Here is a 13,006-nt window from a genome sequence, read left to right as displayed (position 1 = left end):
GCGAGACTAGACGCGAGACTAGACGCGGCCCGCGCTTACAGTTCGTAGTTCAGCGCCACGCGGACCGCGCGCGCATCACCCTTGTACAGGAAGGCGCCCGAGCGGTACACGGCCGTGAAGTAGTCCTTGTTGCCGACGTTGAGCACGTTCACGCGCAGGTCCAGCTTCTTGGAGAAGCGGTAGGCGGCGAACGCGTCGAACACGGTGAACGACGGCACTGGCTGCGCGCACTGGTTGCTGGCGGTGTAGCCGGCAGCGGTGTCAGGCTGGCCGCCGCAGCGGTTGCTTTCGTAGCGGGCCACGGCGCCGAACGAGAAGCTATCGGTCAGCTGGTACTTGGCCTGGGCCGAGAACGATTTTTTGGCAAAATTGGCCAGTTCGCGGCCGATGCCGGCCGGGACCGACGAACCGGTTACTTTCGAGCTCATGACGGCAGCGCCGACCTGGGCCGTCAGGTCTTCGGTGATGTTGCCGGTCAGGCCGAATTCCACGCCTTGTACCTTGTTCTTGCCGGTGTTGAAGGTGCCGGCGGTGTCGTAGTTCGCACCTTCCATCACATCCTTCTTCTTGGTCTGGAACACGGCGGCGGTGGCCAGCAGCTTGTCATTGAGCAAGTTCCACTTGGTACCGAGTTCCAGGTTGACCGAGGTTTCCGGCTTGGCGCCTGCAATCTTGTTCTGGTACAGCACCGCGCCGCCGTAGCCGCTGTTGGTGCCCGAATCGGCTTCGCCGCCGTTGATATCCTGCGAGGTCGCCGCGCTGCCGTAGACGATCAGTTTCGGCATCACCTTGAAGCTCACGCCGCCGTGGCCGTTGACCAGGGTGTCGGTGTAGCTGTAGTCGCCCGTGATCACGTTGGTGGCCGCGTTGCGGCGTGCCAGCGACAGGTCGAAGCGGTCGGCGCGGATGCCGGCAAAGGCGGTCAGGCGGTCGGTCAGGTCGACCGTGTCCATCGCCGTCAGCGAGAACGTCTTGACTTGCCAGTCCTGGTTCCAGCTGTTGCGGGTGCTGCTGCGGCCGGCGAAGTTGGTCAGGTCGGCAACCGGTACCCCATTGACGTTGAAGCAGCGGGCATTGTTCGGACCGACGGCAACGGCGCTGCGGCAATTGAACGCGCCGGTGTTGGCGACCGTGAAGTTGCCCGACACGACTTGATGGTCGGTGTATTCGGCGCCGAAGATGAATTCATGCTTCATGCCCATGATTTGCTTGTCCCAGCGCAGATTGCTCTGGTGGGCAAAGTAATCCACGTCCTGCCAGCCGGTGTGGCCGCCGTCGAGCGCGGCGCTGACGAACGACTGGGTGGTGTCGGCGGTGGCGCCGACATAGCGCGTGTTGCTCGATGCGCCGGTGGTGACGTAGGAATTGCCGGACTGGCCGTAACGGGTCAGGCTGGTCAGGGTCAGGTTGGGCGCCAGCTTCCAGTTCACGCGCGCGGTGATGGTGTCGACGTCCGAGCTGAGGAAATCGTTCGACTGGGCGTACACCGGCACGTCCTTGGCAGGCACGCGGTTCGGCACGGCGCCGACCAGGAAGTGGCCCAGGTCGGGCAGCTTGTCGTCGGTGCGCAGGCCATAGTAGTCGAGCGTGACGGACAGGTCCTTGTCCACTTCCCACAGGCCGGACACGGCCACGCCCTTGCGGGTGCGGCTCGACGGCGCGCGGTCAGGCACGTCTTCGTCGCCGTACAGCACGTTGGCGCGCAGGGCGAAGTTGTCGCCGAAGCCTTTGTTGAAGTCGGCGGTGACGCGCTTGTGGCTGTCGGTGCCCACGCCCACGGTGACGCGCTGGAAGTCCTTGTCCAGCGTCGCTTGCTTGGTGATCGCATTGATCGCGCCGCCGGCGGTGCCGCGGCCGGCGAAGCTCGAATTCGGGCCTTTCGAAATTTCCAGCTGCTCGATGGCGAAGCTTTCGCGGGTGGTCATGCCCGGATCGCGCAAGCCGTCGACGAACACGTCGCTGCGCGCTTCCTGGCCGCGGATGATGTAGCGGTCGCCGAAGGCATTGCCGTTTTCGCCGGTGCCGAGGGTGATGCCTGGCTGGGCGCTGAGGATTTGTTTCAGTTCGGTCATGCCGGAATCATCGATCGCGGCCTTGGTGATCACCGAGATGGTCTGCGGCGTTTCGGCCAGCGGACGGGTGTGGCGCGAATCGCCCGAGGTTTTCGCCTTGTACGGCGCGCCGACTTCGGCGTTCGGGTTCGGGTCGAGGTACTTGCCGTAGACGACCACGTCCGGCAGGACTTTGCTGTCCTTTTCCGATGGTGCGGCTGCGGCCGTCTGCGCGCTGGCGCTGAACGGCATCATCAACAAGGCACTGGAAATGCCCATGGCAATACTGGTTTTCTTCATCGTATTGAACGTCATGTCGCTCTTGCTACGAAGGCTTTTTGGCTGTTGCGATTGTTGTTGCTTCAAGATTAACTCCTCAAATAATTGTGGCAAATTATAGCGAAATCTCTCATGTGCGTAAACGTTAATCAATCTCATTTGCATTCACGGTATTGACATTGCCACGTCGCAAGATATGCGGAATGCATGAGGAGCGGGAAGGGCGCATCGATGACGCGCCGCAGGGGCTGCGCAGCGTGGTCGCGCCAGCGGTCGCGGCCGGCGACCGGGGGATCAGGCGAAGGACAGGGGATTGCCGTCGTAGGCGCGGGTGGCAATGGCCTTTCCCTCGCTCAGGAAATGCGCGATCGCCTCGTCCACCGTGCGCGTCTGCAGCGCGATGAACGGGCTGTAATAGGAAAACACCCGCCCATCCTCGCCGATGGCGACAATCGAATTGCCGCGGTTGATCTCGCCGACCGGACACAGGCGGGTGCCGACGCTGGCGCTGAAATCGTCGATATCGTCCACGTCGACCTGGCCGATGACGCGGTCCAGGTCGAAATGACAGGTGTTCTTGCCATCCTCGTATTTGCTGGAGGGATGGGTGAAGCCGAGGCCCTCGAAGCGGGTCAGGAAGGCCAGGGCGGCGGGATGGGGAACAAAGCCGGCCGCGGCCAGCCGCTCGCGCAGGGCCTCGGCCGGCACGCGGCGCTCCTCGCTCCAGCCGGCGTCATGGAGGATGGCCAGGGTTTGGTCGGAATAAGTCATGGGAATCGAAGGTAGCAATGAACGTCAGTGATCGGTGATGGCATGCGCGCCCTTGGTCGTGACCATGCAGTTGGCACAACGGGGGGCGCCGCCCTTTTGCCGGTTGATAGTATACATTTCCAGGTCTTCCATCCTGGCGCCATCTTTCAGGGCCTTGTTGGCAGCCTTGAATTCGGCGCAGTTTTCCGGCACGTGGGCCTCTTCCAGGCTTGGCTTGGGCATGCGCTCGCGCAGGGTCGGATGGATATCCTCGGTTTTCGGCAGGGGATAGCCGGAATCCTCCTGGTACACCTTGCCGGTGCGCTTGTCGACCACGGTGGAGGCCTTGACCGGCTTGCGCCCGTTCTCGAAATCGGTTTTCGGCGCGTTATTGATCGCATCGACACGGGCTTCGGACAGTTCCTTGGCCAGGGCCGCGCGGTTCTGGGCCGCTTCCTTCATGCCACCCAGCCCGCCCTTGAGGAAGCCCTGGGTTTCCGACAGCGGCTTGGGAATGACCTTGTTGGCGAGCGTGGAACCGCCCTTGGCGCCCAGCAGGCCGCCGATGACGCTGCCGCCCAGCGCCGACCACTTCTGGCCGTCCGAGCCTTCGCCGAAGATCTCGCCGCCCAGCCAGTCGCCGCCGATGCCGCCGGCGATGCCGCCGGCCAGGCCGGCCACGGCGATGAACGGGCCGGCCAGCACGATGGCGCTGCCCAGCCCGACCACCAGCAAGGCCCCGTGGACCCAGCCCGGCACCAGGTCTTCGGGGAAGATGTCGTCGGTTTTCTGGGTGCCGCCGCCGATGTACACATTGTTCGAGCCGGACGTGATCACCGCGCTGCAGACGATCGTATCGTCGACCCGCGCCGCCGGCTGGCCGTTGATGTACACGGTGCCGCTGCCGGTGGCGATCGGCAGCGGCGCCGGCGGCGCATGCTTGAAGCAGGTCGTCATGTCGACGTGGGCGCGGGCGGCGGGACGCTTGTTGGTAAAGACATTGAGGGAGCCGACGCCGGCGATGAAGCCGCATACTTCCTTGGGCGCCCAGCTCATGGTGCTCATCGCTTCGCACAGGCCGGCGCCCATGGCGGCGGCGCCGCCGACGATGGCGACCGCGGCCAGGCCGCCGGTGCCGACAATGGCCACCGCGGCGATCGCGATGGCGGCGCCCGCAAGCAAACCTGCGAGCAGCCAGCTCATGGTGGGGCTATGCCCGATCGGGTCGGTGATTCTCGCTGCTTGCGGCATCGCTCAACCGTGCCTGTTCGGTGGACCGGGCAGCGCCGCGCCGTCGCCGCCGGCGCGCGCCAGCAAGTAGGCGCGCACCTCGTCGATGCTGGCGAACGGCAGGGCCGGCGCGAGCGCCTGCAGCACCACGCCCTGCGGCAGGCAGTCCGCCAGCGGCGTGGCGCCGGCCGTTTCGGGCGGTGCCAGCAGATAGCTGCCGGCCTTGCGCCACAGGGTGCCGGAATTGGGCACCACGAACTGGGCTTGCAGGGCTTCGCCATCGGCATCGAAGAAAGTCCAGGCATTCTGTTCGACTTCGCGCGCGTCGGTCTTGCGGCAAGCTTCGTCGCGGTCGGCGAAGACATTGAGCAGGCGGCGCCGTTCGGACAGCGCGAAGATGAAGGGCGCGGTCGGTCCCGTGGCCGTGCCTGGCGCATTGGCGGCACTGTCCGCGCCGGCCGCCGCCAGGGGGCGGCGCAGGCGCACGCTGGCCAGCAGGCGGTCGAAGGTGGCGTTCCAGCCGTCGCCGAAGCTTGCCAGGCAGGTGGCGGCGATCATGATGGCCTGGGTGCTGTCGGGCGCCGTGCCCCGCATCAGGGCGATCACCTGGCGCTGGTGCATGAAGATGCCATCCTTGCGCCAGCTATAGGCCAGGTCGATCGCCGGCCCGCCGTCGAGCAGCGTCTCCTTGCTGTGCCTGAGCTGGAACTTGGGCAGGGCGCGCCCCATTTCCTGGACCAGGCGCGAGCTGAAGTCGTCGAGCTCCTCCTCGGGCTGGGTATCGGCATGCGAGATCACCAGGCTGAACTCGCTCGCGCCCTGGTCGCTGAGCGTGAACATGTGCATGGTCTTGTCCCTGAGCGCGGCGGGCAGGTCGAAACTGAGGTCGTTGGCGTGATAGGCTCGGGTTGCTTGGTCGTCCATGTCTGCTTATTTGTTCAGGTCGATGCGGCTGCTGCCGATCACGTCCACATGCACCCCCTGGATGGTAATGGTGCCGTCCGCCTTCATGATGATCTTGCTGGCGCCCACTTCGAGGGTAATGTCGGTGGTGGCGGTCAGGTGGATATGCCCGGTTTCGGCCTTGCCTTCGATGTTGGTCTTGGCGGTTTGCTTGATGTGCTCCGTCTCGGCCGTCAGTTCGATGTTCTTGTTGGCGGTCTGGTGGATATGCGCCGTTTCCGAGGTCGTCTCGATGTGCTGCTTGACGGTGGTGACGTGGAAACCGGTGCTCACCGTATTGGTCTGGGATGGACCATGGACCAGCGTGTCCTGCTTGTTCTGGACCGTGGTGACCATATCCTTCTGCGAATGGATATTGATCAGCTCCTTGCCCTTGGAATCGTGGATCACCATTTCCGAAAAGCCGCCGCCGCCCGGGGTCGAGCGGCTCTTGAAGCCCATCATGTGGGCCGCGTCGGGCAGGGCGTACGGCACCGGCTGGTCGGCATTGAACAGGCGGCCGGTACAGACCGGGCGGTCCGGATCGCCTTCGAGGTAATCGATGATCACTTCCTGGCCGATGCGCGGAATCGAAATGGTGCCCCAGCCCTGGCCGGCCCACGGCTGCGACACGCGGATCCAGCACGAGCTGCGCTCGTCGCGGCGGCCGTAGCGGTCCCAGTGGAACTGGACCTTGATGCGGCCGAATTCGTCGGTGTGGATCTCGGTGCCTTTCGGGCCGACCACGGTGGCCGTCTGCGGCCCGGGCATTTGCGGCGGACGGTGCGCGCGGCGCGGCCGGTACGGAATCTTGCGCCGGATCGCGCTGAAGGTATTCCGGTACACGTCGCTCATGCCGCGCTGGAAGTAGTTATTGCGCGCGTTGTACTGCACCGACAGCACCAGGAAATCGTTGTCGGTACCGTCGGCCGCGTCGAACCAGTGGTGTTCCAGCAGTTTCAGGGTGTGGCCGGCGATCAGGCCGCGGCAATCCGAGGCGCCGTGGAAAATCTTGGCCTGCCATTCCAGCACTTCCATGCGCTGGCGCGCCTCGCGCTTGCCGTCGTCCTTGTTCTTGTACGAAAAGGCCGGATTGCCGTCGTAGATTTCCATCGACGGCACGTCGCCCTGCACCGAGACGGTCGGCTGCTCCACGTACTGCATGCTGTTGGGCGCCTTGAAGTCGAAGGTGTTCAGGGCCAGCTTGGTCGACTGCAGCATGCGCTCGGCCGTGAACGCCGTCACGCTATCCTTGTCCTGGGTGCGGTTGCCGCCGTTGAAGGTGACCTCGGCATGCTTCTTTTGCGGCGGGCAAAAGCTGCTGTTGCGCGAGTCGTCGCTGATGACCATGATGTGGCCGGAGGCGCTGTGCTCGAAGTAGTAGAACAGGCCGTACTTTTCCATCAGCCGGCTGGTGAAATGCTCGTCCGTCTCATCGTACTGGACGATGTAGTTTTCCGGCTTGTAGGTCTGGCTGGTGCGAACTTCGTAGGTGGCCAGGCCGCTGTAATCGCCCTTGAAAATCTTGTCGAGCACGCCGAGCACGGTCTCGTCCTGGAAGATGCGCGAGTTCACGCGCCGCTTCAGGTAGGTGAACCAGGGCACGATTTCGGCGTGATAAAAGGCAAAGCCGCCGTCCGAGTGCGTGAAACCGAAGGAATTGACGTAACCGTTGATGAAATGCTCGCTGCCATCGGCTTGCTGGACGCCGACGCTGACGTTCTTGCCCATCAGATCCTTGAGATCGATCGAGGCATTTTTCGACAGCAGGTTGAGCTGGAACACGTATTGTTCCGACAGCGAGGTCACGCCGCTCATCGATTCGATCAGCAGGGCCTTGCTGCCCTGCAGCGGCGAATAGAAACGCAGCAGGCGCGTGCCGTCGACGAAGTTGGCGGCGCCGCCCCCGCCGGCCGCGCCGGCGCTGGCCGCGCCAGCCGGATCGGCGCTGGGCGGCGCCGCGCGCGAGGGGTCGATCGGCGCGGGCATGAACAGCGATTCCGGGGTGGCGAAGTCGTTGACCGCCTGCCCGGCCAGCGGGTGCTCGGCGATGACCAGTTGCGCGGGGGCGGCCACGGCCGCCGGCACCGCCTGCGTCAGTGAGGACGGCGCCGATGCCAGCTTGCTGCCGGCGACATCGGCCAGGGCTTTCGCCTGGCCGGCCACCGCTTGCGCCTGGCCGGCCACGGCCAGCGCCTTGGCTACCTCCGGACTGGCCTGGGCGGCGATGGCGACCCCACCTCCCGCCAGCGCCTCGACGCCACCGCCGGCCTGCACGGCCGCGGCCGTATCGAGTGCGGTCTTGCCGACCGCTAGGGCGGTAGGATCGGCCCCGGCCATGCCGGCCACGCTGGTGGCCAGCTTGCCGGCGGCCAGCGGGGTGGCCAGGTCGGACGGGCTCGCGCCGGCAATACCGGCAAGGGCGGGGGATTTGTCTACAGGTTGGAATGTCATCGGGAGCTCGCGCGCACAAAATAATCACGTTGAACAGCACCAGAACCGCCGCGAACGGCAGTATGGCCACGAATGGTTTTCATGGGGCTGCGCGCGAGATGCGGCGCACATTCCCTGGTCTTGCCGGAGTCTGAAACTATGAATGCATAAAAGATTGTGTATATACTATCATAAGCAGGCTCGTCCATTTAGAGTTATTGAACCGCACTAACCTACCGCGTTGCATCGACGCCAGAAAGTTCGCCGCGTATGTCATCTCCTGATTCCCCCAACCATTTTTTCGATTTCCAGCGCGCCCTCAAGGATGTGGGGCGCGCCTACGACAGCGCCGGCGAACAGGTGCGCCACGACATCGACCAGCGCCTGCAGCGCTGGTCGCACCGGGTGGCCGATTCGGTCGACTCGCTGGAACGGGCGGCCATGCGGGTCGGGGCGGTGCGCAGCACGGTGGCGGTCGGGCTGGCCATCGATGGCGCCGAGCGCCGCTTCCACGAATTGCTCAAGACCCAGCTCGAAGGCCTCGATTTCTCGCAGATCTGGGGCGTGCTGTGGACGGTGGTCAAGGAAGTGGTGCTGTACGTGGGCGGCGGCGCGGTCCTGGGCGGCACCGTGGGCGGCGTGGCCGGGGCGTTTGCGGGCGGCGCCGGCGCGGTGCCGGGCGCGATCGGCGGCGCCGCCCTCGGGGCCCAGATCGGCGGCGAAATCCTGGTGTGGATGGGCCTGGGCAGCCTGGTGTTATATATCGGCGAAACCATTCCCACGATGTGCGGCAAGATGGCCGAAGGCTTCGCCACCGCCTGGCACGCCGGCGAGTTGCCGGACAGCGCCAAGGGCCAGTACGCGGCCCAGCTGCGTCAGGCCAGCGAATCGTTCGCGCAGGGCAAGTTGCTGCTGGTTAAGGCGATCCTGGCCGCGATCGTGCTGTACCTGTCGCGCGGGCAGGCCAGCAAGTCGCTGCTGATGAAGGAACTGGGCAGCAGCAAGCTCGGACCGGCATTCGCCGACTGGGTGGCGGCCAACCAGGCCAAGCTGATGAAGCATCCGGCGCTGCAGCCGCGCATCGCGGCAGCCGAGGGCGAAGCGGCGTCGGCGGCCAAGACGGGCGCCGGCAAGGCCAGGCCGGCAGCCGAGCCCGTGAAGCCCGCCGAGCCGGCCAAGCCGGCGGCCAAGCCAACGCCCGGGAACGAAGGCAAGGCGCGCCGGCCTTGTCCGGCCTGCCTGCTGGTGGCCAACCCCGTCAATCCGCTCTCCGGCAGCAAGATCCTGGCCGGCGAGCTCGATCTGGACTTCGCGCTGCCGGCGGCGCTGGCGCTGGTCTGGCAGCGCAGCTACGATTCGGCGCAGGGTCAGACTCGGACCGGGGCCGGATGGCTGGGCGCGGGGTGGAGCACGCCCATTTCCGATGCCTTGCAAGTCGGCGGCGGCCAGGTCGTTGTGCTTGACGCCTGGCAGCGCGAGGTCACGTTTTCGCTGCCGCAGGTGGGCGACGCGATCTACTCGCTGTCCGAAAAAATCACCTTGTCCCGCACCGGCGAACGCAGCTTTGAACTGATCGACGAGGAGGGGTTGCGCCGCCAGTTCTTGATTGCGGCAACGGCGAGCGAGATCGCGCGGCTGGTCGGGCTGGTCGACGCCAACGGCAACAAGCTCGGCATCGGTTACAACCAGCGGCAACTGCCGGAGCGTATTGAAGACAGCGCCGGCCGGGTCTTTTTGCTGGAGTTCGGCGAGCATCGCGGTGCGCCGCGCCTCTCCGCCATCAGCCTGCTGCCCGAGGCCGGCGAGCAGGTCGATGTGCTGGCCAGCTACGCCTACGATGCCGACGGCAACCTGGCCGAGGTGCGCAATCGCCTGGACCAGGTGACGCGCCGCTTCGCCTACCGCAACGGCCTGATGATCGAGCACGCCCAGCCGGGCGGTCTGGTGTCGCGCTATGAATACGACCACGACGGCCCGGACGCCAGGGCGCAAGCCAGGGTGGTGCGCAACTGGACCAATAACGGCATGTCGTGGGACTTCCGCTACCTGGCGCGGGAAACGGTCGTGACCGATCACCTCGGGCGCGAGCAGCGCTACCGTTTCGATGCCGATGGCGAGTTCATCGGCCATGTCGACGCGATCGGCGGCGTCACCGAGCGCCGCCTCGACGGCAACGGCCGGCTGCTCGCCATTACCGACCCGGGAGGGCGCGCGATCGGCTACCGCTACGACGGGCGCGGACGCGTGGTGCGGGTGGAACGCGACGGCAAGGGAACCGGCATCGTCTACGATGCAAGCGTCGACAAGCCGGCCCTGATCACCGATGCGCTCGGGGCAAGCACGGCGCTGCGCTACGACGAGCGCGGCAACCTGGTCAGCGTGACCGATGCGCTCGGCCGGCTCACCTCCTACCAGTACGACGAGCACGGTTTGCCGGTCAGGGTGCTTGACCCGGCCGGCGGGGTCAAGCGGCTGGCCTACAATCGCGCCGCGCAACTGACGGCCTACACCGATTGTTCGGGCAATACCACGCGCTTCAGCTACGACGGCAACGGCAAGCTGTTGCGCACCACCGATGCCCAGGGCAATGCGACGGCGTATTCGTACGACCCGCTGGGACGCTTGCTGGCAGTGGTGCAGGCGGACGGTTCCACCGAGCGTTACGAATACGACGCGCTGGGCCGCTTGCTGGCGCGCATCGATCCCGCCGGGCATCGCACCAGTTACGTGCTCGACAGCGACGGCAAGCCGCTCAAGCGCATCGATGCGCGCGGCGGCGTGCTGGAGTACCGCTACGACGCGGCGCGGCGGATGGCGGAATTGATCAATGAAAATGGCGATGCGCACCGTTTCGTCTATGACGCGCTCGACCGCCTGTCCGAGGAGACCGGCTTCGATGCGCGCCTGACGCGCTACCGCTACGACGCCAGCGGGCTGCTGGTGGCGAAGGAAGAGCACGGCAGCGGTGCGCGCACCGAGTTCACGCGCATCGACACCAGCTATCTGCGCGACCGCGCCGGCCAGCTGGTCGACCAGATCATCTCGCGCACCACCGGCGAAGCGCAGGCGGAGCAATTGCGCTTGCGCTTCGCCTACGACGATGCCGGCAGGATGGTCCGCGCCATCAACGCCGACGCCGAGGTGGCGATGCAATACGACGCCCTGGGGCAGCTGGTGGCCGAGCAGACCCAGGCCGGCGCCGAGTCGACCGTCTTGCGGCACGCCTACGATGAACTGGGCAACCGGATCCAGACGGTGCTGCCGGACGGGCGCGTGCTCAACAACCTGTTCTATGGTTCGGGCCACCTGCACCAGATCAATATCGATGGCGAGGTGATCACCGACATCGAGCGCGACCAGCTGCACCGGGCGGTCAGCCGTACGCAAGGCGCGCTGGCCAGCCAGTTCCGCTACGATCCGATGGGGCGGATGCTGTCGCAGGTGGCGGGGCCGATCGGCGCGGGCGAAGGGGCCGATGCGCTCATCGCGCGCAGGTACGACTATGACGAAAGCGGCAATCTGCTGGCGATCGACGACCGGCGCAACGGGCGCACGACGTACAGCTACGACGTGCTCGGGCGCATTCTGGCGGCGCTGCAGCCGCTGTCCGATGAGCGCTTTGCGTTCGATCCGGCGCACAATCTGCTCGATGAGCGCAGCGCCGGCGCGGGCCGCATCGAGGGCAACCGGGTGCGCGTGTTCGAGGACAAGCGCTACGACTACGACGCCCATGGCAACCTGAGCGAGAAGCTGGTCGGGCGCCATACGCGCATGCGCTTCGAATGGAATGCGGCGCATCAGCTGGTCAAGGCGGTGGTCACGCGCAACGCCGGCGACGCGGCGCCGGCCGTGCAGACGGTGAAGTATGTCTACGATCCGTTCGGCCGCAGGATCGCCAAGCGCGACAGCTTCGGCCTCACCCGCTTTGCCTGGGACGGCAACCGCTTGCTGTGCGAGACACGCGCCAGCCATACGCGTACCTATCTTTACGAACCGGCGTCCTTCGTTCCGCTGGCACAGATTGACAGCGGCGGCAGTGCCGAGGCACAAGAGTCGCCCTTGCGCGGCCAACTCCATTATCTGCACACCGACCATCTCGGAACGCCGCGCGAATTGACCGATGCCGGCGGCAACCTGAGCTGGTCGGGAAGTTACCGCGCGTGGGGCAATGTGCTGACCGTGGACATGGCGGCGCCGGCCGCCGATGCGCTGGCCGGCGCGCTGGAGCAAGCGCAGCCGATCCGGTTTCAGGGGCAATACCACGAAGCGGAGACGGGACTGCACTACAACCGCTTCCGCTATTACGATCCGGACATCGGCCGTTTCGTATCGCAAGACCCGATCGGGCTGGCGGGTGGTTTCAACACCTACCAATATGCGCCCAATCCGGTGACCTGGATCGATCCCGCGGGTTTATCGGGCACGCCGATCGTCGTCATCGGCGAAGGCCAGGGGGCCGTCGACGAGGCTGCGCGCCTGCTGAAACAGCAGGGCTACGCCGCGGAAAGCATGATGTTCCCCAAAAATCAATGGCGGGGCGGTAGACTCACTCCCGGCATGGCCGCGAGCGACTTCGAAAAGACGGTGCAGTGGAATAAGGAGTGGCTGGCGGAGAAAATCCGGCAAGGATACAAAGTGGTCGATATCGGGCCGGACGGACGGGCGACGCCGAGCCGCTTCTATCTGGCCGAGCAGGAAGCCCTGGCGGAAGCGAAGGCCGCGAAAACCACCTTGAAAAAATTCGGAAACGGCGAGACCGTTGCCGAGATGCGTGCCCGGGTCTGCCGTTGCTGAGGTGTCGTTGCCGAGGTGTCGTTGCGGCGGTGTCGTCGTCAAGCTGATCGTTGTGAAGGATGAAATGAGAACGGATATTTTTCTGAAGGTCGCGTCGGCGCCGCTCGCCATCAAGTTTTATGTGGAAGAACTTGGCTTGTTCGAGATTGCCGCGGACTATGGCATGAACGACTTTCTGCTGCGTGCGATTAACAATCCCGGCGTCTGCCTGCAGATCAGCGAGCGCGCGCAGAAAACCTCGGGTTCGCCGCTGTTCGGCATGAGCGTGGAAAACTGCGACGCCGAGTTTCAACGCCTGCAACAGACCGTTTTCAGCAGCGGCGCCCGCCTGGTGCCCGATCAGGACGGCAAGCTTGCTGTATTTGAATGGCCCGGTGGGAAAAGCTTTCTGATTGAAGATCCTTCGCAGAACCAGTTCATGCTGTTCGAAGATCGCATCGCCCCGTAGATCGGCAGGCCCGCGGGCGGGACGGTTATCGATAGCCAGGAAGGCACGTTTGGCGATCGCCACGTTGAGAGAGGGAGAA

At 65.3% G+C, this 13,006-nt stretch carries 7 protein-coding genes; 2 read left to right on the top strand and 5 right to left on the bottom strand.

Annotated elements, in window-relative coordinates; genetic code table 11:
* Positions 1 to 35 precede the first annotated feature (35 nt).
* From RBA41_RS14525 to tssI, 5 genes are all read right to left on the bottom strand, one after another.
* Complete coding sequence (locus RBA41_RS14525) at positions 36 to 2,366, bottom strand: TonB-dependent receptor (protein ID WP_306624739.1); 2,331 nt, start codon at positions 2,364 to 2,366, stop codon at positions 36 to 38.
* A 258-nt stretch (positions 2,367 to 2,624) separates the two neighbouring features.
* Positions 2,625 to 3,101 carry an SUKH-3 domain-containing protein gene (locus RBA41_RS14520; RefSeq protein WP_306624737.1) on the bottom strand — a complete coding sequence of 159 codons (477 nt, stop codon included), beginning with the start codon at positions 3,099 to 3,101 and terminating at the stop codon, positions 2,625 to 2,627.
* Between the two features lie 24 nt (positions 3,102 to 3,125).
* On the bottom strand, positions 3,126 to 4,331 hold the full coding sequence (locus tag RBA41_RS14515; protein WP_445352072.1) for a PAAR domain-containing protein: 1,206 nt from the start codon (positions 4,329 to 4,331) through the stop codon (positions 3,126 to 3,128).
* Positions 4,332 to 4,334: 3 nt separating this feature from the next.
* The gene (locus RBA41_RS14510) at positions 4,335 to 5,234 is read right to left on the bottom strand and encodes a DcrB-related protein (RefSeq protein WP_306624734.1); all 900 of its coding nucleotides are present in this window, start codon (positions 5,232 to 5,234) and stop codon (positions 4,335 to 4,337) included.
* 6 nt (positions 5,235 to 5,240) lie between these two features.
* Positions 5,241 to 7,706 (bottom strand): type VI secretion system tip protein TssI/VgrG, encoded by a 2,466-nt coding sequence (tssI, locus tag RBA41_RS14505; protein WP_306624733.1) that lies wholly within the window; start codon positions 7,704 to 7,706, stop codon positions 5,241 to 5,243.
* Between the two features lie 249 nt (positions 7,707 to 7,955).
* On the opposite strand from tssI, the gene RBA41_RS14500 reads away from it, so the two are divergent.
* Positions 7,956 to 12,479, top strand: a complete 4,524-nt coding sequence (locus RBA41_RS14500) for an RHS repeat domain-containing protein (RefSeq protein ID WP_306624731.1) — start codon at positions 7,956 to 7,958, stop codon at positions 12,477 to 12,479.
* Positions 12,457 to 12,927, top strand: coding sequence for a VOC family protein (locus RBA41_RS14495; RefSeq protein WP_306624730.1), 471 nt, complete (start codon positions 12,457 to 12,459; stop codon positions 12,925 to 12,927). The genes RBA41_RS14500 and RBA41_RS14495 overlap by 23 nt, the downstream gene beginning before the upstream one ends.
* Positions 12,928 to 13,006 lie beyond the last annotated feature (79 nt).

This window comes from Massilia scottii (assembly GCF_030846495.1).
GTDB lineage: Bacteria > Pseudomonadota > Gammaproteobacteria > Burkholderiales > Burkholderiaceae_D > Telluria_A > Telluria_A violaceinigra.
The sequence above is the reverse complement of the archived record's forward strand: the minus strand, read 5'-3'. Positions and strand labels throughout refer to the sequence as shown.

Excerpts from the sequence above, each read along its gene's own strand:
- tssI (WP_306624733.1), bottom strand. The coding sequence starts at position 7,706 with ATGACATTCCAACCTGTAGACAAATCCCCCGCCCTTGCCGGTATTGCC.
- RBA41_RS14510 (WP_306624734.1), bottom strand. The coding sequence starts at position 5,234 with ATGGACGACCAAGCAACCCGAGCCTATCACGCCAACGACCTCAGTTTC.
- RBA41_RS14520 (WP_306624737.1), bottom strand. The coding sequence starts at position 3,101 with ATGACTTATTCCGACCAAACCCTGGCCATCCTCCATGACGCCGGCTGG.
- RBA41_RS14515 (WP_445352072.1), bottom strand. The coding sequence starts at position 4,331 with ATGCCGCAAGCAGCGAGAATCACCGACCCGATCGGGCATAGCCCCACC.
- RBA41_RS14525 (WP_306624739.1), bottom strand. The coding sequence starts at position 2,366 with ATGACGTTCAATACGATGAAGAAAACCAGTATTGCCATGGGCATTTCC.
- RBA41_RS14500 (WP_306624731.1), top strand. The coding sequence starts at position 7,956 with ATGTCATCTCCTGATTCCCCCAACCATTTTTTCGATTTCCAGCGCGCC.